25 protein-coding genes are annotated in these 22296 nt (G+C 71.6%); 11 read left to right on the top strand and 14 right to left on the bottom strand.

Annotated elements, in window-relative coordinates:
* Positions 1–235: 235 nt before the first annotated feature.
* Genes QCD68_RS01185 through QCD68_RS01170 form a run of 4 tightly spaced genes read right to left on the bottom strand, consistent with a single transcriptional unit; the run spans position 236 to position 3715 of the window.
* Complete coding sequence (locus tag QCD68_RS01185; RefSeq protein WP_301221721.1) at positions 236–1054, bottom strand: metal ABC transporter permease; 819 nt, start codon at positions 1052–1054, stop codon at positions 236–238.
* Positions 1054–1983: a metal ABC transporter permease gene (locus QCD68_RS01180; protein ID WP_301221720.1), complete on the bottom strand. Its 930-nt coding sequence runs from the start codon at positions 1981–1983 to the stop codon at positions 1054–1056. Before QCD68_RS01180 ends, QCD68_RS01185 begins: the two co-directional genes overlap by 1 nt.
* Positions 1980–2795: a metal ABC transporter ATP-binding protein gene (locus QCD68_RS01175; RefSeq protein WP_301221719.1), complete on the bottom strand. Its 816-nt coding sequence runs from the start codon at positions 2793–2795 to the stop codon at positions 1980–1982. Before QCD68_RS01175 ends, QCD68_RS01180 begins: the two co-directional genes overlap by 4 nt.
* On the bottom strand, positions 2792–3715 hold the full coding sequence (locus QCD68_RS01170; protein WP_301221718.1) for a metal ABC transporter solute-binding protein, Zn/Mn family: 924 nt from the start codon (positions 3713–3715) through the stop codon (positions 2792–2794). Before QCD68_RS01170 ends, QCD68_RS01175 begins: the two co-directional genes overlap by 4 nt.
* A gap of 132 nt (positions 3716–3847) precedes the next feature.
* Between QCD68_RS01170 and QCD68_RS01165 the strand changes: the two genes are divergently transcribed.
* The 3 genes from QCD68_RS01165 to QCD68_RS01155 are packed head-to-tail and all read left to right on the top strand — an operon-like array spanning position 3848 to position 5301.
* Positions 3848–4222: a Fur family transcriptional regulator gene (locus QCD68_RS01165; protein ID WP_301221717.1), complete on the top strand. Its 375-nt coding sequence runs from the start codon at positions 3848–3850 to the stop codon at positions 4220–4222.
* Between the two features lie 29 nt (positions 4223–4251).
* Positions 4252–4587 (top strand): ASCH domain-containing protein, encoded by a 336-nt coding sequence (locus QCD68_RS01160; protein ID WP_301221716.1) that lies wholly within the window; start codon positions 4252–4254, stop codon positions 4585–4587.
* Positions 4588–4632: 45 nt separating this feature from the next.
* Entirely contained in the window at positions 4633–5301 is a 669-nt protein-coding gene (locus tag QCD68_RS01155) for an NUDIX domain-containing protein (RefSeq protein ID WP_221850797.1), read from the top strand.
* 28 nt (positions 5302–5329) lie between these two features.
* Here the strand turns inward: QCD68_RS01155 and QCD68_RS01150 are convergent, their stop codons facing one another.
* The 5 genes from QCD68_RS01150 to QCD68_RS01130 all read right to left on the bottom strand — a co-directional run bounded on the left by QCD68_RS01150 (position 5330) and on the right by QCD68_RS01130 (position 9034).
* On the bottom strand, positions 5330–6205 hold the full coding sequence (locus QCD68_RS01150) for a hypothetical protein (protein WP_301221715.1): 876 nt from the start codon (positions 6203–6205) through the stop codon (positions 5330–5332).
* 113 nt (positions 6206–6318) lie between these two features.
* Positions 6319–6600, bottom strand: coding sequence for a hypothetical protein (locus tag QCD68_RS01145; protein WP_290156668.1), 282 nt, complete (start codon positions 6598–6600; stop codon positions 6319–6321).
* A gap of 49 nt (positions 6601–6649) precedes the next feature.
* A complete protein-coding gene (locus tag QCD68_RS01140; RefSeq protein WP_301221714.1) occupies positions 6650–7201 on the bottom strand; it encodes a GNAT family N-acetyltransferase in 552 nt (183 codons plus the stop codon).
* 41 nt (positions 7202–7242) lie between these two features.
* Positions 7243–8268, bottom strand: coding sequence for an LLM class flavin-dependent oxidoreductase (locus QCD68_RS01135; RefSeq protein WP_301221713.1), 1026 nt, complete (start codon positions 8266–8268; stop codon positions 7243–7245).
* A 49-nt stretch (positions 8269–8317) separates the two neighbouring features.
* Positions 8318–9034 carry an alpha/beta hydrolase gene (locus tag QCD68_RS01130; protein WP_301221712.1) on the bottom strand — a complete coding sequence of 239 codons (717 nt, stop codon included), beginning with the start codon at positions 9032–9034 and terminating at the stop codon, positions 8318–8320.
* Between the two features lie 163 nt (positions 9035–9197).
* Here QCD68_RS01130 and QCD68_RS01125 point away from each other — a divergent pair, with 163 nt between their 5' ends.
* The 3 genes from QCD68_RS01125 to QCD68_RS01115 are packed head-to-tail and all read left to right on the top strand — an operon-like array spanning position 9198 to position 11021.
* A complete protein-coding gene (locus tag QCD68_RS01125) occupies positions 9198–10304 on the top strand; it encodes a fatty acid desaturase family protein (protein ID WP_301221711.1) in 1107 nt (368 codons plus the stop codon).
* A gap of 44 nt (positions 10305–10348) precedes the next feature.
* Positions 10349–10831, top strand: coding sequence for a GNAT family N-acetyltransferase (locus QCD68_RS01120; protein WP_301221710.1), 483 nt, complete (start codon positions 10349–10351; stop codon positions 10829–10831).
* A gap of 34 nt (positions 10832–10865) precedes the next feature.
* Positions 10866–11021 (top strand): hypothetical protein, encoded by a 156-nt coding sequence (locus QCD68_RS01115; RefSeq protein WP_290156675.1) that lies wholly within the window; start codon positions 10866–10868, stop codon positions 11019–11021.
* A gap of 30 nt (positions 11022–11051) precedes the next feature.
* Here the strand turns inward: QCD68_RS01115 and QCD68_RS01110 are convergent, their stop codons facing one another.
* On the bottom strand, positions 11052–12155 hold the full coding sequence (locus tag QCD68_RS01110) for a hypothetical protein (RefSeq protein ID WP_301221709.1): 1104 nt from the start codon (positions 12153–12155) through the stop codon (positions 11052–11054).
* A gap of 115 nt (positions 12156–12270) precedes the next feature.
* Between QCD68_RS01110 and QCD68_RS01105 the strand changes: the two genes are divergently transcribed.
* Together QCD68_RS01105 and QCD68_RS01100 are read left to right on the top strand one after the other, a co-directional pair.
* Positions 12271–13032 carry an SDR family NAD(P)-dependent oxidoreductase gene (locus QCD68_RS01105; protein ID WP_301221708.1) on the top strand — a complete coding sequence of 254 codons (762 nt, stop codon included), beginning with the start codon at positions 12271–12273 and terminating at the stop codon, positions 13030–13032.
* Positions 13029–14198: a low temperature requirement protein A gene (locus QCD68_RS01100; RefSeq protein ID WP_301221707.1), complete on the top strand. Its 1170-nt coding sequence runs from the start codon at positions 13029–13031 to the stop codon at positions 14196–14198. Before QCD68_RS01105 ends, QCD68_RS01100 begins: the two co-directional genes overlap by 4 nt.
* 28 nt (positions 14199–14226) lie before the next feature.
* Here QCD68_RS01100 and QCD68_RS01095 read toward each other — a convergent pair whose 3' ends face one another.
* From QCD68_RS01095 to QCD68_RS01085, 3 genes are all read right to left on the bottom strand, one after another.
* A complete protein-coding gene (locus QCD68_RS01095; RefSeq protein WP_111073678.1) occupies positions 14227–15444 on the bottom strand; it encodes an APC family permease in 1218 nt (405 codons plus the stop codon).
* 91 nt (positions 15445–15535) lie between these two features.
* Entirely contained in the window at positions 15536–15997 is a 462-nt protein-coding gene (locus QCD68_RS01090; protein ID WP_301221706.1) for a BLUF domain-containing protein, read from the bottom strand.
* Positions 15998–16132: 135 nt separating this feature from the next.
* Complete coding sequence (locus tag QCD68_RS01085; RefSeq protein WP_301221705.1) at positions 16133–17161, bottom strand: AI-2E family transporter; 1029 nt, start codon at positions 17159–17161, stop codon at positions 16133–16135.
* Between the two features lie 272 nt (positions 17162–17433).
* Between QCD68_RS01085 and QCD68_RS01080 the strand changes: the two genes are divergently transcribed.
* The 3 genes from QCD68_RS01080 to QCD68_RS01070 all read left to right on the top strand — a co-directional run bounded on the left by QCD68_RS01080 (position 17434) and on the right by QCD68_RS01070 (position 21570).
* Complete coding sequence (locus tag QCD68_RS01080; protein ID WP_301221704.1) at positions 17434–19491, top strand: acyltransferase family protein; 2058 nt, start codon at positions 17434–17436, stop codon at positions 19489–19491.
* A 61-nt stretch (positions 19492–19552) separates the two neighbouring features.
* On the top strand, positions 19553–20512 hold the full coding sequence (locus QCD68_RS01075) for an SDR family NAD(P)-dependent oxidoreductase (RefSeq protein WP_301221703.1): 960 nt from the start codon (positions 19553–19555) through the stop codon (positions 20510–20512).
* Between the two features lie 56 nt (positions 20513–20568).
* Positions 20569–21570, top strand: coding sequence for a DUF1963 domain-containing protein (locus QCD68_RS01070; protein WP_301221702.1), 1002 nt, complete (start codon positions 20569–20571; stop codon positions 21568–21570).
* Here the strand turns inward: QCD68_RS01070 and QCD68_RS01065 are convergent.
* Complete coding sequence (locus QCD68_RS01065) at positions 21567–22286, bottom strand: hypothetical protein (RefSeq protein WP_301221701.1); 720 nt, start codon at positions 22284–22286, stop codon at positions 21567–21569. The genes QCD68_RS01070 and QCD68_RS01065 overlap by 4 nt on opposite strands.
* Positions 22287–22296 lie beyond the last annotated feature (10 nt).

The following is a 22296-nucleotide window of genomic DNA, read 5'->3' as shown; positions in this document are numbered from 1 at the left end:
ATGCGTGACGGAGTGTCCGTCCGGATCGCTCAGCGACACTGCTCTGCCTCCCCGTCGTTCGGTACTGCACGATCCTCGCAGTTCTTTCCGGATCCTGGCCACCCGCAAGCGCCGCACCTGACGCGTTCTCCTGGGAGCCAGGCCTCCGTCGCCGGGCCGGGCCGAGCCTCCCGAGTGGCCAGTCGCCATCTGACGGCGGCGGGCTACCGCGCCGAACGAGCGCTGAGCGTGTCGGTCAGCCGGCGAGGGCCGCGACGCTCCGCGGCGCTGCAGCCCGACGGATCCGCGGGGCGTGTGCACCCAGGTAGAGCAGCGCGCTGAGCGCCGTGACGAAGAAGCCGACCGGCCAGTCCGTCGCGTACGCGAGCACGATCGACGCCCACACCACGATCAGCGTGAACGCGGTCGACAGTGCGATCGCCGTGGACGGTCGTCGTGCGAGGGTCCGCGCAGTCGCCGGCGGGCCGACCAGCAGGGCGAACATCAGCAGCGCGCCCACGACGGGGACGCTCGTCGTCGTGGCACAGGCGACGATCAGTCCGAACACCACGGTCATGGTGTGTGGCCGGACACCACGAGCGGGTGCGGTCGCGGGCAGCAACGACGCGAGGAGCAGCGGCCGGTACAGCGTGGCGACGGCGGCGAGACAGGCGATGCCGAGGACGAGCATCGGCACGATCTCCACGGTGGAGACGCCGAGGACCTGACCGAAGAGCAACGAGAACACCTCGGCGGAGTACTCACTCGAGCGGCTGAGGAAGAACGCTCCGAGACCGAGCATCGTCGCCAGCGTCAGGGCAGTGGCGACGTCACCCCGCCCACGGCGTCCGAGGGCCGACACGAGCAGGGAGCCGACGGCGGCGAACACCCCGATGCCGAGCAACGAGTCGATGCCGACGAGGACGGCACCGGCGGCGCCGGCGAAGGCACCGTGGGGGAGCGCGTGCGCCAGGAAGGTGTCGCCGCGGATGACGACGAACACCCCGACGACTCCTGCGACGACGCCGACGATCGTGGCGGCGATCCACGTGTTCACCATGAAGTCGGAGAACATCAGGCGACCTTCCCGGCTTCGGCGGGGATCCGCAGGGCCCGCTCCGCCGGTCGTCGCGATGCCGCTCTCCGCGCGACGGACCAGGAGGCGAGGCGAGCGCCGACGTAGACGACGAGGACGAGTGCCACCACGCAGAAGCTGACCGGCCAGTTGCCGTCCTTCCCCGCCCAGTAGTAGCTCTCGTACGCGATGAAGCAGCCGGCCCACGTCTCGATGACGCCGATGCCGGCGGACAGCAGCACGGCGACCCCGAACCGACGCGTCACCAGCAGGGCCGTGGCGGCCGGGCCGATGAGCAGCGCGGTCGAGAGGATCGCGCCGATGGTCAGCGACGACAGCTCCACGGCGAGTGCGAGTGCCACGAGGAACACCAGCCCCGCGAGCCGGACCGGGACGCCGCGGGCGACGGCCAGGTCCCGGTCGATGGACGAGAGCAACAGCCATCGGTAGACGGCGACGACGAGCAGCAGCGCGATCACGCTGAGGAGCACCACCGGGGGCACGACCGAGGGGTCGATGACGAACAGGGAACCGAACAGCACCGAGACGGCCGCGTTGCTCGATCCGCCGATCGTGGTGTCCCAGTAGAGGAACAGCGCGGTCAGGCCGAGTCCGAAGGCGAAGACGACCCCGGTGGCGACGTCGCGCCCCTTCAGTCGGTGCGTGCCGATGGCCTCCATGAGCAATGCAGCGAGGACGCCCGCTCCGACGAACCCCCACAGCTGGCTGATGCCGACGAGGAACGCACCGGCTCCGCCGACGGCTCCGAGGTCCGCGAGCGCGTGTCCCGCGAACGACTGCCCGCGGACCACCGTGAAGACCCCGACGACACCGGTGACCGCCGCGACGAAGCCGCCCACAACGAGGGCGGAGTGGACCGTCGGGCTGTTGACGAAGCCCGACAGGGCGACGGCGACGGAGGCGCTCATCGCGGGACACCCGCCGGGGCCGTGACGGGACGGTCGTCGGCGAGGACGACGAGACGTCCGTCGGCATCGATGACGCGGATCGGTCGCCCGTAGAGGGCGGAGAGCACGTCTTCGCGGATGACCTCGGCCGGGACACCGGTCACGGCTCGACCATCGGCGAGGTACACCACGCGGTCGAGGACCGGCAGGAGCAGGTTGATGTCGTGCGCGGTGAGGACGATGCCGACTCCGTGGTCACGGCGGATCGTGTGCAGGAGCGCGACGATGTCGGCGGCGCTGGCGGGGTCGAGGTTCGCCAGGGGTTCGTCGAGGAGCAGCAACGACGGTCGGCTGATCAGCGCGTGTGCGAGGAGGACCCGCTGCTGCTGGCCACCGGAGAGTTCACCGATCCGTCGATCGGCGAACGCCGTCGCGCCGACACACTCCAGCGTCTCGTCGACGAGGGCGTGTGTCCGTCGCCGTCGGAGCGGGAGGCCGAGCCGACCGCCGTCGAGACCGAGCGCGACGACGTCCCGGGCCCGCAACGGCGCATCCGGGTCGAGCACCGTCTTCTGGGGGAGGTAGCCGATGCCGTGGACGTCCGCGGCCCGCTCCGGTCGGCGGACGGTGCCGCTGGTGATCGCGACGACGCCGAGGAGTGTGCGGAGGAGCGTGGTCTTGCCGGCACCGTTCGCTCCGATGAGGCCGACGAAGTCACCCGCCGCGACGTCGAGGTCGACGCCGTCGAGGACTGTCCGTCCGGCGAGGGCGACGTGGAGGTCGCGGACGGTGACGATGCGACCGTCGTCGGCTGCTCCGGTGGTGGTGGTCACAGCTTCTCCGTCGAGGTGCCGTCGGTGACGGCCTTCGCGAGCGCCGCGAGTTCAGCCTCCATCCACCGCTGGTAGGTGTAGCCGGTCGGCATCGTCTCGTACACGCCGACGACCGGGACGCCGTTCGCGTGTGCCAGCGACAGGTAGTGGGCCGTGATCGAGTCGGTCACCTGCTGGTTGTAGAGGAAGACCTTCACCTGCTTGCTCGTGAACAGGGAGTCCTGCGCCGCCGACTGCTGCGGTGACGGGTCGGTGTCGTTCATGATCGCTGCCTGCAGGGACCACGGCGTCTTGATGTCGACACCCGCGGCTTCGAGGGCGTAGTCCGCGACCGGTTCGGTCACGGCGACGGGGGTCCCACCGTGTGCGCTCTTGAACGAGGCCAGCGCGGACGTCCACGTGCGCAGTGAGTCGTCGAACGTCGTGAGGTTCTGCGCGAACGTGCTCTTGTGCGCCGGGTCGAGCTTCTCCAGGTCGGTGGCGATCGCCGCTGCCACGGCGGGCATCGTCTTCGGGTCGTACCAGAGGTGCGGGTTCCTGGTGCTGTCGGGGAGGCCGAGCAGGGTCTGCGCGGTGATGACCTTCCGGTCGGAGTTCGGCGATGCCTTCTCGAGCTTGGCCATGAAGTCGTCGTACCCGACGCCGTTCTGGATCACCAACTGCGCTGAGGAGAGTTCCCTCGCCACGCTCGCACTGGCTTCGAACGTGTGCGGATCGGTGTTCGGGTCGCTCATGACCGCCGACGCGCTGACGTACTTCCCGCCGATCTGCGCGGCGACGTCCGAGTACTCGTTCTCGGCACCGACGACGGTGATCTTCCCGTTCCCGTCGCCGTTGCCTCCGCCGGAGGAGCACCCCGTGAGGGCTGCTGCGGCCACTGCCGCGACGACACCGGAGGCGATGAATCTGTTGATGCGCACGGCATCCGTCCTGTCCAGGGCACGTGGCCCGATCGTTGTGAGAACCGTTCTCGATCGAAACCGTAGGGGACGAGGGACCCCCTTTGCGAACCCAAATGATAGTGATCGTCGTTCTCGCGAGAGGATGAGGGCATGGCAACCGACGGCTCGGTCGTGCACCGCGAACAGCGCCGGCACACGGACTGCGTCCTCGCAGCACTCCGGGAGGTCCGTCGCGCGACCGTGCAGGAGTTGTACCGATCCCTGCGGGGTGCAGGCGATCCGATCAGCCTGTCCACGGTCTACCGGGAGGTGCACCGCCTCGTCGCGGTCGGCCGGGTCCGTGAGGTGGTCCTTCCGGGCGAAGCCGTCTACCTACTGCCGGGCGACGACCTGTTCGTCTGCGACAAGTGCGGACGGATCGAGGAAGTGCCGCTCCGTCGCCTCTCGGTGATCCAGGACGCGGACTTCTTCGCGCAGGCCGAGGCCCTCACCGTCCACGGCCGGTGTGCCGACTGTGATCGCTGACGGTCGGCTCGGTCGGGCAGGGTGGGTGCATGGTCGAAACAGCTCCGCGCACCGTGCACTTCCACCAGAAGCACCACCGAGCGGTCGTCAGCGGCGAGAAGGTGACCACCGTCCGGTGGAACGAGTCGGTGCAGGTCGGCGCTGCGACGTTCGTCTTCGACGACCACCCCACTGCTGGACCACTACCCGGGACGATCACGGCCGTCAACCGGCACCGGCTCGACACACTCACCGCAGAACAAGCACATCAGCCACCGGGCACCGACATGCGTCGCTTCGGGCGACAGCTGCGCGAGGACTACTACCCCGACATGCCGGATGACGCTGTCGTCGAGGTCGCAGAACTCAGCATCGCGCCGTCATGAGGGCCGACGACTGATCTCGGCCGGGCGGTCCGCTAGCGTCGAAGCGTGACGACGACGCGAGGAACCACAGAGCCGGACAGCAGGGGACGCACCGGTCTCGACCAGGTCGGTCGTGGCCTCGACCGCAACCCCGACGTGGTCGTCCGGGACGTCGAGGTGACGTCGGACGGCTGGCACGTGCTGCGTCGGACCACGTTCGACGTCCGGGGCCGCGACGGCTCGTGGACGACCCAGCAGCGTGAGACCTACGACCGGGGCAACGGCGCCGCTGTCCTGCCGTACGACCCGGTGCGCGGCACGGTCCTGCTCACCCGACAGTTCCGCTGGCCGGCGTACGTCAACGACCACCCGGACGGGATGCTGGTCGAGGTGGCGGCGGGTCTGCTCGACGCCGACGACCCGGAGACCGCCGTCCGGCGGGAGGCGCGTGAGGAGCTCGGCGTCCGGCTCCGCCAGCTCACCCACGTGGTCGACGCGTTCATGAGCCCCGGCTCGGTCACCGAGCGGGTGCACTGTTACGCCGCCCCCTACGGACCGGAGGACCTCGTCGATGCCGGCGGCGGGGTCGCCGAGGAGGGCGAGGAGATCGAGGTGCTCGAGGTGCCGGTCGACGAGGCGATGGCGATGCTCGGGGACGGCAGGATCGTCGACGGCAAGACCATCCTGCTGCTTCAGTGGGCCGCGCTGCACGGCGTCCTGACCAGTGACGGTTGAGTCCCTGCCGCAGCCCTTGAACCCAGTGTCAGGCCCGGAGTGCCTGCAAGGCCGGGTGCCCGGCCAGGGCGTCGTGCCCGTGCGTGAGCATCACGGCCATCGTCGCCAGCGCCGGCGCCATCGCACCGGTGAGTGACAGCGGCGACGTCTGACCACCGAACTCGAGGACCACGTTGTACTGCTCGGGGTCCGGGTAGATCGCCGTCACCGCCGACCAGTCGAAGCTCAGCCATCCGCGGCCCCCGACGTTGCAGACCAGCCGCTGGTTGCTCACCACGACGTCGACCTGCTGCTGTTCCCGCCATTGTGAGGCCGCCATCGCCTGTGCCCGGGAGCGTGCGATCGAGTTGCCGATGGCGTTGCCGATCACCGCTCCCGCGACCCAGGCCGGCCGTCCGAACGCGACGACGCCGGTCTGCCCGTAGGTCACGTCCGTGCCGTAGTACCGGGCGTACCCGAGGAAGCCGCTGAGGAAGAACCGTTCCCCGTGGTGGGGGACGACGTTCCAGACCTGGATCTCCGGCGGCAGTTCCTTCCGCATCAGCGACGCACGGAGTGACACCGCGTGGCGCCATCCGTACGCGTAGGCGTCCTGGTGACTCTGCACCGACTGCTCGCGCTTGGTCAGGTGACCGAGAGACCGCTGCCACGCCCGGTAGGCGTCGTGGCCGCGTCGGATCGCGATGATGCCGAACACGATGGGTGCGGCGAACGCGGCGAGCAGGAACAGCAGGCCGAGCAGCGACAGCCCGATGGACTCCTGTCCGTTGTCGGCAGCGGTCAGCTGCCCGCCGACCAGGGCGAACGCCACGTAGCCGATGGGTGCGAGCGCGGCCGGTACGACCCACCGCCGGTGCCGCGCCCACCAGGACCCTCGCTTGTCGTTCCCGCTCGTCGTCGTCATCGTCGGACCCCCGCGCCCCGTGCCACCCGTCCCCACGACGGGTGGTCGGGTTCCAGTCTGGTGCGCTCCGGGCCCGTCACGCCACCGAAACGGCGGAGGTCGAGCTCGCGCGGTCAGCCGTGGTGAGCCAGGCGCGCAGCGTGCTCGCGGTCTTTCTGGTGCTCGCGGACGACCGCACTCACGGCCAACCACGTGACCAGCGTGCTGAACGCGCCGACGAGCAGGGTCCCCGAGATGCTCGACATCCACACGATCGTCTGCGTGTTCGCGGCGATCGTCTCGAGGTCGCCGTCAGCCTTCGTGAACACGACGAGCACCCCGACCGCCGTCCCGATCGCTCCGGCGAACAAGATGATCGTGATCGCTGCGAGGGCTCCGCGCCAGCCGTTGTCCATGCCCCGACCGTACCGGCCGTCCGGGCGGAATCACGAGCGGCACTCGAATTCAGCCTGACTCATCACCCGGAACGCGCGACCACACCGCCAGGTCCACCCGACCGTCGTCCGTGAACCCGGCGTTCCGAGCGACGCCTTCGTGGACGAACCCGGCGCGGGACGCGACCCGCGCCGACGCCGCGTTCCCGGTCGCGACGCGGAGTTCGACTCGTTCGAAGGAGTGGACGTCGAGCATCCACGACGACAGTGTGCGCACCGCAGCGGCCGCCAGGCCGCGCCCGCGGAACCCGGGCGCGAGCCAGTAGCCGAGCTCCGCCGTGCGGGCTCGCCAGTCGACGCGCTTCACGTCGATACAGCCGCCCAGAGCCCCGTCGACCCGGATGCAGCGGGCCAGCCCGGCTCCACTGACCCGGATCGACTCACCACCCACGGTCACCCACTGCTCGGCGAGCTCCACCGGGTACGGGCGCGGCAGCGGCAACCACCGGCGGATGTCCGCGTCCGCGACCGCCGCGACGAGCGCCGGAGCGTCCGCCACGTCGAACGCGGTCAACGCCGTCGCCGCGTCCACGGGGATGACGGCGTCCGGGAGGCACGGCACCGCAGGCCGCGCCGGTTGCGCTGGGCGGGCCTCCCGTCCGTTCACCCCGCGTCCGCCGGGCGCCACCCGAGTTCCGGGCCGAGCCGCTCCGCGATGTCCGTGATGATCTGGGCGTAGTCGTCGGGCTCGAGGTCGAAGGGCAGCGCGAACGCGACCTCGGTGACCGCCTGGTAGCCGGCGTCGGCGCGCAGCCGGTCGGCGATCTCCGTCGAGGTCCCCACGAGGTCCGCCGCGAAGAGCAGCCCGCCGGGCCCGAACGGCACCCCGACCCGCCCGGAGCGGGAGTCGACGTAGTGGCGGTAGCGCGCCTCCTGTTCGGGCGTCGCGCTGTCCGTCGGGATGACCACGAGCCCCTGGGAGACGCGAGCGGTCCCAGGGGTCGGGTGCGCGGCGAGGTAGGCGTCGATCTGGGCCCGCTGGTTCGTGGCGAAGTCGGTGCCGACCTCGCTGCGGGTGACGCTCGAGGTGAGCAGGTGGAACCCGTTCTCGGCAGCCCAGACGGCCGACCGTGTACTGCCCGTCCCGTACCAGAGTCGGTCGACCAGGCCGGCGCTGAGGGGCTGGACCGTGCGCGAGAACTCCTCGATGCCGCGTCGCTCGGCGGTGTCGCTGACCGCAGCTCCGCCGACGAGGTCGCGGAAGCGCAGCAGGCGGTCGTTCCCGAGGTCCTCCTGGTCGGCGGTGTCGGGGTAGATCGCATCGCGGTAGAGGTCGTAGTTCATCGGGGGACCGGCGGAGAACCCGGGGTTCAGCCGGCCGCCGAGCAGCACGTCGACCGTGCTGAGGTCCTCGGCGAGCCGGAACGGGTTCTCCGCACCGATCGGGGTGACGGCCGTGCCCAGCTCGATCCGCGAGGTCCGCTGCGACGCGGCAGCCATCACCGCGACCGGGGACGAGATGCCGTGCTGCAGGTGTCGGTGGCGGAGCCAGGCGCTGTCCAGGCCCAGGGCTTCGCCGCGCTCGATCACCCGGAGGGTGTCCTCGATCCCGAGCGAAGGATCGGCGGGGTCGAACGAACCGATGGTGAGGAAGCCGACACGTTCCGGGGGAGTTCCGTCGAGGGGCATGCGCCGATCGTGCCAGACATCGGGGCCCGTGCCCATGCCGCGATCGGCGTCAGCGGTCGAAGACCTCCGGCAGCGCCGCCACGAACGCGTCGAAGTGGCTGTACCAGACGGAGTGCGCCGCCCCGGGGATGCTCCGGACGTCCACACCCGACGCGGTCAGCGCCGCAGCAGTCGCGTCGTCGACGTAGTGGCTCGGGTCCGCGCGGACGACGATCGACCCCGGCCGCGGCAGCCACGTCCCACCCAGTCCCGCCGCGATGGCCGCCGCGGTCGCCGGGTCGAACCGGGAGGCCGCCCGTGCCTCCACCTGACAGTCGCGCTCGCCGTAGTGCGGCTTCTCGGCTCGGAGGCGGTCCACGGTCCGGCTCGCTCGTTCCGCCTGGTACTCGGCCTGCACCTCGACCCGGTCGTGTCCGCCGCGGGTCGCGAACGGGGCATCGACGAACACCGCGACGCCCGGGTCGAGCCGCCCGGTCGTCGCGGTCGCGGCGAGCAGCAGGCCGCCGAACGAGTGTCCGACGGTCACCGTCGGCCGGATGTCCATCGCATCGAGGGTATCCGCGACCGACGCAGCGGCGTCGGGGACGGTCATCGCCTGGCTGCGGGGCGAGTGTCCGTGCCCCGGCAGGTCGAGTGCGACGACCCGGACTCCGCGGTCGGCCAGGAAGCCCGTGACGCGCCACCAGCTCTCCGCCGAGCCCGTCATCCCGTGCAGGAGCACGACCGTCTCGGAGCCCTCCCCGGTGGTCTCGGCGTGCAGCAGCATCCCCACATCGAAGCACGGCCGATGCGTTCAACGGTGATTCACCGTGAGTTCCGCATGGTGCAGGTGGTTTCGCATGTTGGGCCCATATCGTCATCGCAAGCGCGATTGCGTGAACTCCTCTGCGCTGGTCGAAGGACCACGATGACGGAAGGTCGGTCCTTCGTTGACCACCACTCCTGTCCAGTCGGGCTACACCCGGACCCGTCCCGCGACGAGCGGACGGGGTTCGAGCACATCGACGTACTCGGCTGTCCTGGCACAGGTGAAGGAGCACGACCTGCTCCGCCGCCGCACCGGTTTCTACTGGTCCCTTTTCGGTTCCCTGATCGGCACGCTCGCCCTGGCCTGGGTGGCGTTCTCGTTCCTCGGTGACTCCTGGTTCCAGCTGATCGTCGCCGGTGTCCTCGGCGTGCTGTTCACCCAGTTCGCGTTCCTGTCGCACGAGGCCGCGCACCGCCAGGTGTTCGCGTCGCAGCGGTGGAACGACCGGGCGGGCCGCTACGTCGGCACGTTCCTGGTGGGCCTCAGCTACTCGTGGTGGATGAACAAGCACACCCGTCACCACGGCAACCCGAACACCGTCGGCAAGGATCCGGACATCGCGCCCGGCGTCATCGCCTTCATCCCCGAGGACGTGCCCGCGTCCGGCCTGAAGCGTGTCTTCACCCGCTTCCAGGGCTGGCTGTTCTTCCCGCTGCTCACCCTCGAGGGCATCAACCTGCACTGGTCCGCCGTCCGCGCGGTCATCAGCGGCACCGGCACCACGGCCGACCGCCGACACCGGATCATCGAGGGCTCCTTGCTCGTCGCCCGCTTCGGCATCTACCTGACGGCCGTGTTCTGGTTCCTGCCGTTCGGGATGGCGTGTGCGTTCCTCGGGGTGCAGTTGGCCGTGTTCGGCGTGATGATGGGCGCCTCGTTCGCCCCGAACCACAAGGGCATGCCGACGATCGCCCACGACGCGAAGGTCGACTTCTTCTCCCGCCAGGTCCGCACCTCGCGCAACATCCGTGGCGGCTGGTGGGTGTCGTTCCTGATGGGCGGCCTGAACTACCAGGTCGAGCACCACCTGTTCCCCTCGATGCCCCGCCCCGCGCTGAAGCAGGCACGACTGCTGGTCCGCGACCACTGCGACAGCCTCGACGTGCCCTACACCGAGACCACCCTGCTGCGCTCCTACGGCATCGTCGTCGCCTACCTGAACCGCGTCGGTCTGGCAGCACGCGATCCCTTCACCTGCCCGATGGTGTCGCAGCTCCGCATCAACTGACCCGCAGCCGGGCAGGAGCCGGACGGCCGAGGGAAGATCACTGCATGGTCCTCACCCCGGTCTCCGGCGCCGATGTCGAGCAGCTGCGGTCGTTCCTCCGCGACAGCGACCTGACCCTCGCCGGACTGGACGACGAGTCGGTCCGGCTGTGGGTGGAGCGTGACGCCGACGGCATGGTCGTCGGCAGCACCGGGTACGAGTGCAGCGCCGACGGCCGGGACGTCCTCGTCCGCAGTGTCGCGGTCGCAGCAGGACGGCGTTCGGCCGGTGCCGGGACACGCCTGGCACGGTTCGCGCTGGATCGGGCGGCAGACGACGGCGCGGAGCGTGCCTGGTTGTTCTCCCGTCGGTCCGGCCCGTTCTGGCAGGGCCTCGGGTTCGTGTCGGCAGCCCGGCAGGCGCTCGTCGCGGCCCTGCCAGAGACGCAGCAGGTGCGCCTGTTCCTGACGACGGGCCAGCTGGACCGGGAGGTCGCGTGGACACGTCCGCTCGACCGGGGACTACCGGGCGCACCCGCGCAGCACTAGCGTGATCCCGAGACGTGGGGGAGGGACCGTGTTGATGATGCTGTTGTTCCCGATCGGGGTGGTCGGGACGATCGTGCTGCTCGCGCTGGCGGTGCGCGGATCGACGCAGAAGAGCCCGACCCAGGAACGCCAGGACCGGGAGTGGCGCGCTCGTCGCGCGGACCGCAAGCGGGCTCGTTCCCGTTCCTGAGCAGGCCCCGAGCAGCCGGTCGCCGCCGCATCAGGTGCGGACCCACCTCGGCTCGTCGTCCTCGTCCTCGGCGGAGCGCAGCTGCCACCGCTCCGCATCCGGCTCGATCACGATGTCGTCGGTCAGCCAGAACGTCTCGTCCGGTGCCCACCCGGCGAGCACCGTCGCACCGCCGTCGACGTCGATCGCCCGACCGGCTGCGGCGAGGTAGCCCTGCACGGACACGTGCACGGCGTCGTGGTCCGCCGCGACGGCCGCGTAGTCGGGGAGGAACCAGTGCTCGTCGCGCCCGGTCGACTCCCACCACTCCCGCCGTCGTGCCCACCGCACCGACATCGGGTAGCGCTCGACCAGGCGCGCCCAGTCCGCGGCGCCGTGCACCTCGAACACCCGGGCGCCGGCTGGCGGCTGCAGGGATCGGAGCAGGACCTCGTCGTCGCCGAAGGAGTCCTCGACCAGGGTCGACCCGGACGAGCCGAGGCCGTCGATGCGCCGCGTCGACGACGGCAGGATCGCTGCTCCGCCGGGCTCGTCACCGAACTCGTGGGGCGTCGACCACCAAACGCCACCAGTGGCGTCCGCCACGGGCCCGTCGACGCGGGATCGTCCTTCACCGGCGACGACGTAGCGCCGCCACCGGTCGAGCACCTCGGCCACCGACCGCGCGGACGCGACGACCTCCGGCACACCGTTCCGCACCGGCTGCGTCACCCACTGCGACGTCCGGTCGACGTCCGTGCCCCACCACGCGGCGGACGGGGAGGCGACGACTGCCTCGGCCACAGTCCGGAGTGCGTTCCGCACGGCCGGGAGGCCCGTGATCGCGTCCTCGACGAACGGTGGCTGCCACGGCATCGCCGACTCGACCGTGTGCTCCAGTACGGGGAGGAACCGCAGCGGATGCGTCCAGGCGGCCAGCTGTCTCGTGTCCACGCTCGACAGGACGGCGGCGAGGGCGTCGGCGTCGTCCTGCTCCGGACGGAGGTCGGCGAGCAACCCGTAGCTCGTGGTGAGCGGGTCGAGGAGCGCACCGACGGCCCGGTCCACGCCCGCGTCGAGCCTGGCGGCCACGGCGAGGCAGAGGGTTCGGAACCGGGGACCATCGAGGAGTTCGTCGGGCGTCGTCTGCTGCACCACCGGATCCTTCCACGCCCGGGCCGTCTGCAGGAGGATGGCAGCGGCGACGACGCTGGTCGCGCCTCCCGTCCGTGCCGACGACGACCGCCGGCCGACCCGCGAAGGACACCCCATGCAGCCCTCTTCCCTGACCGGATCCGTCGCCCTGGTGACCGCGGCGTCCCGCGGCATCGGCCGTGCCGTCGCGCTCGACCTGGCGGCCCACGGGGCGGACGTCGCGCTCGGGGTCCGCGACCCGGAGGCAGCGGCGGGCCTGGCCGACGAGATCCGCGGGGCGGGCCGACGCGTGGTGGTCGTGCCGATGGACGTCACGGACCTGCCCTCCTGCCGGGCCGCGGTGGACGCCGTCGTCGCGGAGCTCGGGAGGATCGACGTGCTCGTCAACAACGCCGGCGGCGGCATCGTCGAGGACGCCCTCGACGTGACCGAGGAGCACTTCGACACGGTGTGGGCGCTCACCACGAAGTCGACGTTCTTCATCTCGCAGTACGTGGCCGAGCACATGCGGACCGCGGGCGGTGGGTCGATCGTGAACATCGCCTCGCAGGCGGGGCTCGTGGCGCTGCCCGGGGAGTCCGTCTACTGCCTGAGCAAGGCCGCCGTGATCCACCTGACCAAGTGCCTGGCCGTGGAGTGGGGGCAGTACGGCATCCGCGTGAACGCCGTCGCGCCGACGTTCATCGAGACCGACGGCACCGCTCCGGCGTTGTCCGACGACGCGTTCCGGGCCGACACGGTCGAGCGGATCGCGGCGCTGCACCGGATCGGCCGGCCCGAGGAGGTCGCTGCTGCGGTGACGTTCCTGGCAGGCCCGGGCGCATCGCTCGTCACCGGGACGGCGCTGCCGATCGACGGGGGCTGGACCGCTCGATGACGATCGGACTGCGCCGGATGGCACCGCGCGACCCTGCGCAACGACATCGCGCCGCGACCCCGCTGGAACTGCTGTTCGACCTGGTGTTCGTCGTCGCGGTCGGTCTGGCGGCGACGAACCTGCACGAGATCGAGGCCGGGGGACACCTGGCGTCCGCCGTGTTCTCGTACTGCCTGGTGTTCTTCTCGATCTGGTGGGCCTGGGTGAACTTCACCTGGTTCGCGACCTCGTTCGACACCGACGACTGGCTCTACCGCGTGATGACGGTCGTGCAGATGGCCGGGGTGCTGGTGCTCGCCGCCGGAGTGCACGACGCGATGGTCGACGGTGACTTCACCATCGGCATCATCGGGTACGTCCTGATGCGCCTGGCGCTCGTCGGACAGTGGATCCGCGCCGCGGTCTCGTCGCCGCGGTACCGGCGGACCGCGCTGCGCTACGCGGTCGGGGTCGTCCTCGTGCAGGTCCTGTGGGTGGCCTCCCTCGCGCTGCCGCTCGAGTTCCGCCCGGTCGCGACGCCGTTCCTCATCCTCGCCGAGGTCCTGGTGCCGGTGTGGGCGGAGACCGGCGCCGAGACCACCCAGTGGCACACGCACCACCTGGCGGAGCGGTACTCGCTGTTCACGCTGATCGTCCTCGGTGAGGGGCTGGTCGCCTCGGCGAACGCGGTGATCGACGCCCTGGCGCACACCGAGCACCTCGGCTCCCTGCTGACCCTCGCCGCCTGCGGGCTCGTGATCACGGTCGGCATGTGGTGGATCTACTTCTCGCGGGAGCAGCACGACCACATCCGCTCGCTGCCGACGGCACTGCTGTTCGGGTACGGCCACTACGTCGTCTTCGCCGCCGCCGGTGCCCTGCCGGCTGGCATCGAGGTCGCCGTGCAGGCCGATGCGGGACACGGCGGGCTGACCGACGCGGCGGTCGCCGCGACCGTCGCCGTCCCGGTCGCCCTGTTCGTGCTGTCGATCTGGTGGTTGGCGATCCGCCCGTCCCTGCCACTGCGCGTGAACGTGCTGGTGGTCGCCCTGACCCTGGCCGTCGTCGCGTCCGTCGCGGTGCCGGCGGTGTCGCTCCCGCTGACCGCGGTGCTCGTCGTCGCGGTGGTCGTGACGCTCGAGGTCGCGTCGTCGTTCGGCGGCCATCGCGACCGCCCGGAGGCCTGACCCTCGACGTCGTCAGCCCGTCAGCCCGTCAGGCACGGGTGTCGGACGCCAGGGCGATCCGGACGCCCCGGTACGCCAACCCGATCACGGTCACCACGACCCCACCGACGATCGAGGGCACCGGCAACGCCGCCACGAGGACGACACACCCGACCGCTCCACCGACGGCCAGGAGGCGCGGGTACCGCCGGTCACGTCGCTCCTGCGTCAGGGCGGCCGTGTTCGCGACGAAGTAGTACAGCAGCACCCCGAAGGACGAGAACCCGATCGCCCCGCGCAGGTCGGTCACGGCGACGACGAAACACACGACCAGGCCGAGGACGACCTCGGCACGAGCGGGGACGGACGTCCGCGGGTCCACGGCGGCGAACCACCCCGGCAGGTCGCGGTTCCGCGCCATCGCCAGGCTCGTCCTTCCGATGCCGGCGATCATCGCCAGCAGTGCGCCGAGCGCTGCGGCAGCCGCTCCGATCTGCACGACCACTCCGGCCCACGGCTGCCCGGCCGTGGCGACGACGGCCCGGAGCGGCGCACCGGACGCGGCCGTGCCTCCCGGCCCGAGTGCGTGCAGCGTGGCGACCGCGACCAGTGCGTAGACGACGAGGGTGATGCCGAGGGCGGTGGTGATCGCGCGGGGGATGGTGCGGACAGGGTCGATGACCTCTTCGCCGAGGGTCGCGATGCGGGCGTACCCGGCGAAGGCGAAGAACAGGAACCCGGCGGCTTGCAGGACCCCGACGGGCGTCGGCGCCGGGGCGGGGTCGTCCACGGTCGGTCCGGTGTGGGTGAGCCCGATGACGACCACGACCGTCAGGGCGACGAGCGCGACCGTGACGAGGACGCGGGTGAGGAACGCCGTCCGGGTGATGCCCGACGTGTTGACGACCGTGAGGGCGAGGACCGCGACGATCGCGACGGGCCTCTGCCACGGCTCGGGGACCAGGTACGCGGCGACGGTCATCGCCATCGCAGCCGAGCTGGCGGTCTTGCCGATGACGAACCCCCACCCGGCGGTGAAACCGGCCCAGGGACCGAGGCGTTCGCGTCCGGAGACGTACGCCCCACCGGATGTCGGGTACTGCGCCGCGAGCTGCGCAGAGGACGTGGCGTTGCAGAAGGCGATGACGCCCGCGAGCAGCAGCGCGACGAGCATCGCACGGCCGGCGACGGCTGCCGCGGGCGCGAACGCCGCGAACACGCCGGCACCGATCATCGAGCCGAGCCCGATGAGGACGGCGTCGTGCATGCGCAGACGTCGGGCGAGGGCACCGGTCGCGGAAGAGCTCACCCCGGCATCCTGACCGGATCAGGTGAACAGCGCGGAGCCGCCGGTCTACTCAGGCCGCGTGCCGGCCGAGCGACACCGACTCGAGCGGCGTGTCCAGCAGCTGTCGGCCGCGGAACCAGCGCAGCAACCAGTCCGCCGGTGAGCCGGACAGCCCCGCCGGCAGACCACCGCGTCGCTGCAGGAAGTCACTGGACCCTGGCTCGTCACGCAGCTCGGCGTCGGACGGGTTGCCGAACGCCATCGACCAGCCGTCGAACCGACGGGTGTCGATCTCCTCGCGGCTCAGTGAGCGGACGTCCCGGTGCCGGGGGTCGTGCTGGATCGCGGCGAACCGGTCCTCGACGCTCCACGCCGGACCCTCGAGGACCTGCATGAAGCGGCCGTCCTTGGCCACGAGCAGTCCGGAGACACCGAGGGCGTCGTTCTTCAGGCGGGCGTCCCGCAGCAGGTCGACGAGCTGGGCGTCGGTGAGGTCGTCGACGGCGACGGACATGTAGACGAGGGAGAGCATCGATCCACGATCCCTCGCGTCCGGTGCGACGGTCAACCGTGGCCGCCACGCGGATCCGGATACCGCACTCCTGGCGGTCCCGACCCGGAGCCGGACGGGAGGCGCGGGTCGGCGCCGCCCCGTGCCTCCCGTCCGTCAGTCGGTCCCGACCGCCACCGTCTCCCGACGCTTCTGCCGCCACGGCTCCGCCGGACGGTCCTCACCGTCCCACACCTGCACCACACCCCACACCGCTGCGACGAGCGGCACGGCGACGATCGCCCCGGTCACACCCGCGACCACGGTGCCGGCCGTCAGCGCGACCAGGACCACGAGTCCGTGCAACTGCAGCGACCGGCCCATGAGCACCGGCTGCAGGAAGTTGCCTTCGACCTGGTTCACCACCACGACGATGACGACGACCGCCAGGGCCTGCCACGGCCCCAGGGTGACGAGCGTCACCAGCGCTGCCAGGAGCCCGATGATCGGCGCACCGATCATCGGGATGAACGACGTCACGAAGGCCACCACCGCGAGCGGGACGGCCAACGGCACCCCGAGCAGGAGCAGCGCGGACCCGATCGCGATCCCGTCGAACGTGGCGATCGCCGCCTTCCCCCGCACGTAGCCACCCAGGGTCGACACCACCCGGTCCCCGATACGCCGCGCCCGCTCGTACGACGCCCCCGTGAACGGGCGGAGCAGGAACTCCCACAGCGCCGGACCGTCCTTGACGAAGAAGAACAGGATGACCGCGGTCAACACCGAGCCGGTCACGAAGGTCGTCAGCGCGGACAGGCCCGCCAGTGCCCCCGCACCGAAGCGGGAACTCGTCACGAAGCCGACGGCCGTGTCCACGAACTGGTCGATCTGCCGGTCCGTGATCGTCACCGGCAGGTGCTGCACCCGGTCGTGCAGCTGCTGCAACCCGTCCACCGCGGACTCGCGCAACGCCGGCATCTGCTGCGACACCGCCGCCACGAGCAACCACCCGATCGCGGTCAGGACCGCCAGGACCGACACGAAGCACACCAGGGTCGCGACCAGCGACGGCACCCCGTGTCGACGCAACCACCCCGCCATCGGGTACATGGCCGACGCGATGATCAGCGCCAACAGCACCGGGATCGTCACCACACCGACCTGCGACAGCGCGGTCACCAGGACGCCCAGGACGATCAGCACCCCGATGAGCTGGAAACACCGGACCGCCAGACGGCCGAAGCCGTCCGATCAGGGTGACCGACGTCCGGGGACTGCGTCCGGGGTCGTCGACGACGAGGCGTGGCGGAGGAAGGACATGGCGCTCCGGACGATCAGCGCGGCACGACGACGGAGCCGTGCCGCTGCAGGTGGACGGGCGACGGCAGCGACGACCCGCCCCGACCGTACCGGACCCGGACGGCGCCGCGACCACGTCCCCTGCCGTTCACCCGGCCTGCCTACCGTCACCCCTGATGCCGCCGCAGCACACCCCCTTCCGCACCGACGTCCACGCCGTCCGCGCCGTGGCCGTCGTGCTCGTGCTCGGGTACCACCTCGACCTCGGTTGGCTGCGTGGCGGTTTCGTCGGGGTCGACGCGTTCTTCGTCGTCTCCGGGTTCCTCATCACCGGCCGACTCGTCCGCCAGCTCCGCGACACCGGTCACATCGACCTCCCCGCCTTCTGGGCTCGCCGAGCACGCCGACTCGCCCCCGCCGCACTCCTCGTCCTCGCCGCCACCACGACCTCCGCCGTGCTGCTCACCCCGCGTGAGGACTGGCCCACCCTCGGCACCCAGCTCGCCGCCAGCGCCCTCGCCGTCGAGAACTGGGCACTCGCCGCGTCCAGCACCGACTACCTGGCCGCCGGGGACCCGTCCACCCCGTTCGAGCACTTCTGGTCCCTCGGGGTCGAGGAGCAGTTCTACCTCCTGTGGCCCCTGCTGCTCCTCACCGTGTGGTGGGCCGCCCGACGACGTCGCGGCATGACCCGAGGGGTCCGCGAACGCGCCGTCCTCGTCACCGTCCTGGTCGTCATCGCCGCCTCACTCACCTGCTCGGTCGTGCTCACCTCCACCGACCCCGCACCCGCCTACTTCTGGCCGCACACCCGGGCGTGGGAGTTCGGCGTCGGTGCGCTCCTCGCCCTCGCCCCGGGCGTCCTGCCCGGATCGCCCCGGGTCCGGGCCGCGCTCGCCACCACCGGCTGGCTCGGTCTCGTCGCCTGCGGACTCCTGCTCACCCCCGCCGTCCCGTACCCGGGGACCGCCGCTGTCCTGCCCGTCGCGGCCACCGCCCTCGTCATCGCGGGACGGACCGAGACCGGCGTCCTCGGCCGCGCCACGGGCCTCCCGCCCGTCCGCTGGCTCGGCCGCGTCTCCTACCCGCTCTACCTCTGGCACTGGCCGGTCGTCCTCCTGCTCCCACGGGTCCTCGACCTGCCCACCCCGGCGCGCGTCGCCGTCACGGTCGCCCTCGCCGCCGCACTCGCGCACCTCACCACCGTCCTCGTAGAACGTCCCGTCACGACCGGGAGGCTCGCCCACCTCCGCCCGCGCGTCACCCTGGCCGTCGTGGCCGCGGCCACCGCCCTCGTCCTCGTCGTCCCCGCCGTCGGGTGGGGCGCCCTCACCGCACAGCTCCGGACGGACCGCGCCCTCGCCGCCGAACTCAGCACCGACGGGGACCGGTGCTGGGGAGCCGCCGCCATCGCCCCCGGCAGCGGGTGCGCCGTCGTCGGGGACCCCCGGCGCGGCACGACCCCGTCGACGATGACCGCCGCCTACGACGTCGACCCCACGTGGGACGACTGCCAGGCCGAGGCGACCGACGCCCGCAGCTGTGTCGTCGGCGTCCGCGGCGGCACCCGCGTCGCGCTCATCGGGGACTCGCACGCCCACCAGTGGTCCTCCGCCCTCATCGCCCTCGCCGAGCAGCGGGGGTGGGAGCTGCACCTCATGGTGAAGGGCGGGTGCGAGTTCTCCCACGTCCGCTGGAGCGACGTCTCCGCCGCCGACGACCGACGCTGCGGCGCCTGGAACCGGGCCGTCGACCGGTCACTCGCCGCCTCCGCGCCCTACTCGCTGGTGTTCACGTCCTCCCGCGCCGACCTCCGGGGTGCACCCGTGGGGACGGACCCGGTGCGGAGCGCGCTCGACGGGTACCGGGCCTCCTGGCAGCCGCTCATCGACCGCGGGGCGAGGATCGTCGCCATCCCGGACACCCCGGCTGCCGGCAGCGGCGTGCAGCACTGCGTCGACACGCACCCGGACGACCCCGGAGCCTGCCAGATCAGCACCCGACGGGCCTTCGCCGCGGGGGACCGGCTGGTCGCGGCAGCCCGGGCGACGCCGGGCGCGGTCGTGGCGGAGATGACGCCGTCGTTCTGTGCCGACGGGACCTGCCCGGCGGTGATCGGGAACGTGCTGGTCTACCGGGACTCGCAACACCTCACCCGCACCTACGTGACCACGCTCGTCGGGGCGCTCGGCCGGCGGACGGACGCGGCGCTCCGCGACCCGCCCGGGCCCTGACGCGCTGCGGCCTGGGGACGGGGCTGTGCCCGCGGACAGAGCGGCCGGGTAGTCAGGACGCATGGGTCATCGTTTCCGCGGCAAGGTCGTCGTCATCACCGGAGCATCGAGCGGCATCGGCCGAGCCGCTGCGCACGAGTTCGCCAAGCAGGGCGCCACGCTCGTCCTCGCCGCACGCGGGAAGGAGAGCCTGGAGGCCGCCGCCGCCGAGTGCCGTGCGCTCGGCGCCGAAGCCGTCGCGATCCCCACCGACGTCGCCGAGGAGCGGCAGGTCAACGACCTCGTCGCGACCGTCACCGCCCGCTTCGGCCGCATCGACGTGTTCGTCGGCAACGCGGCGCTCTTCGTGTACGGCCTGTTCGAGCAGACGCCGACCGAGGCGTTCAAGCGGGTCGTCGACACGAACCTGCACGGCCACGTCCACGCCGTGAAGGCGCTGCTGCCGCACTGGAAGCAGCGTGGCAAGGGCACCTACGTCCTGGTCGGGTCGATCCAGTCGCTGCTCTCGGCGCCGTACCAGTCGGCGTACGTCACGAGCAAGCACGCCGCCCTCGGGCTGATCGACGTCCTGGCCGACGAGCACCAGGGCACCGGCATCCGGTTCGGCGCCGTCCTGCCGTCGACGATCGACACCCCGATCTACCAGAACGGCGCGAACTACACCGACAAGGCCTCGCACCCGCTGCCGCCCACCGTCTCGGTGCAGCGTGCCGCGAAGGCCGTCGTCGCGCAGGCCGTGCACCCGAAGCGGAACCGGTACGTGGGTCGTCTGCAGGCCACGTTCGTGATCGCCGAGTTCGTCGTGCCGTGGCTGTTCCACCGGATCACGACGCCCGCGGTGGAGGTCTTCGCGCTCCGCGGACACCAGGCACCGACGGACGGCAACCTCTACGCCCCGAACGATGCCGGCAACGCCACCGACGGCGGCTGGGTCGCGAAGCGCCGTCGGGTCACCCGGCCGCTCGTGTGGCTCGGTCTGGCCGGCCTCGTGACGCTCGTCCTGCGGCGCGGCCGGCGCTGACGTCGCTGTCCCTCCCGATCCCGGTACTCTCCTGAGGTCGGGCGGGAGGGGCACTGATGGACGGTCACGAGGCGCAGGCGGGCGAGTTCCACGGACGCGATCCGGGCGGGTCGGCCTGGACGGCGGTCCTGGTCCTCGCATGGACGGTGTTCGGGCTGGGCTTCCTGGCGCTCGCGATCTGGTGGAACGCCTTCGAGCTCGTGGACGTCGGACCGTCGTTCGGCCGTGCCGCGCTCGTCGCGCTGCCGCCCCTGGTCGTTCTGCACGTGGTGCACTGGGCCGTCCGGCGTCGGGCCGCCCGTCGTGCGGCCGACGCGGTCCCCGCTGCCGTCCCGACCGTCGCGGGTCCGCCGACGTCGCGGCCCGCAGCAGCGTCGGGCTCGTCGACGACGCCGATCCCCACTGACCGCCCACCTGCTGCCGGCGACGCTCGTGCGACGGCCGCGGCCCTCGAGGCCGGCGCGATCGCGGTCCTCGGCGCCTACCGCTCCACCGTCCCCGCGCCGATCGCAGCGACCCGGATCGGCGGCCTGCCCGCGGTGCCCGAGGACTTCGAGTGGCCCGAGTGCCGGCACCACGGCGAACCGATGCAGTTCACCGCGCAGATCGAACACGAGGGCACCCTCGTCAGCGTCTTCGTCTGCCAGTTCGACCCCGGTACGTGTGCCTCGTGGGAGGCGGACTCCGGGGCCAACGCGGCCTTCGTGTTCCGCGGTCGGGACCTCCGGCTCGCCGAGTACCCGGCGTCGCCGCACGGGGACCCCGACGACCCGGAGCCGGCCTGGCCGCCGGTCACGGACGACGAGTACCTGCTCGGCCTCGCCGCGGCGACCACCCCGTCGGACGAGGACGAGCAGCTCGGCGTCCCCGACGACGTCTGGTTCGCCGGGCAGTACGGCGGCGACCCCGACTGGATCCAGGACGACGAGACCCCGGACGGCCTGCGCTTCGTCGCCTCGATCGAGTCCGGTCCGCTGGAGTTCGACTTCGGTGACGGGGGGTGCGCCTACGTGTTCTCGGACGGGCAGCGGGCCGCCGTCCTCTGGCAGTGCTCCTAGGCCTTCCGCCGGCCTTCCTCGTCCAGGGCCCGGGCCTCGTCCCCGGCCCGCTCCAGCGCAGCGTCGGCGTCCACCGTCAGGACGGATGCGGCCGGCAGCAGCGGCGGACGGCTGCGGGGCGCGGGGGAACCACCGAAGGTCCACTCGCCACCGAGCAGGAACGACCGGTCCGGTTCCGCGAGGGCCAGTGCCTGTGCCAGGTCCGTGAGCGGCGAGACCGGTGCCCCCTCGGACGGCTCGTCCCAGTTCGACGCCTCGCGGCGGACCTCGTCGCCGTACTGTTCGACGTCCTCGGCATCACCCCACGACATGGTGACGAGTTGGTCCAGTGCCAGGTGCACGACGGCGTGCTCGGTCCGCGCGGCGACCGAGGCCACGTCTGCCAGGAAGGCACGGGCGGGCTCGTCGACCTCGGGCCAGGCCGCGGCGACGGCCGGCAGCCGACGTTCGAACGCACCACGGGCCTCCCGCCAGTCGACGACGACGTCGGTGACCGACGCGTCCGGCTCGTCGCCGTGCTCGACCGCGGTCCGGAGCCGCGCGAGGTGGGCGTCCCATGTCGCCGTGGGGACGAGGCCGACCCAGAGGAACGGCAGGACGTTCTGCACGTCCCACGTGCCGGTGGTCGCCGTCAGGTCCTCCGTCGCGGCCGCGGTCACCGCCCGTGCCTCGTCGGCCGAGCCCGGACGGATGAGCAGTGTCAGCTGGTTCCCCACCCGTCGGACA

The organism is Curtobacterium sp. PsM8 (assembly GCF_030433875.1).
Classification (GTDB): domain Bacteria; phylum Actinomycetota; class Actinomycetes; order Actinomycetales; family Microbacteriaceae; genus Curtobacterium.
Note: the sequence above shows the minus strand (reverse complement) of the source record. Positions and strands in the feature narration are given on the sequence as shown.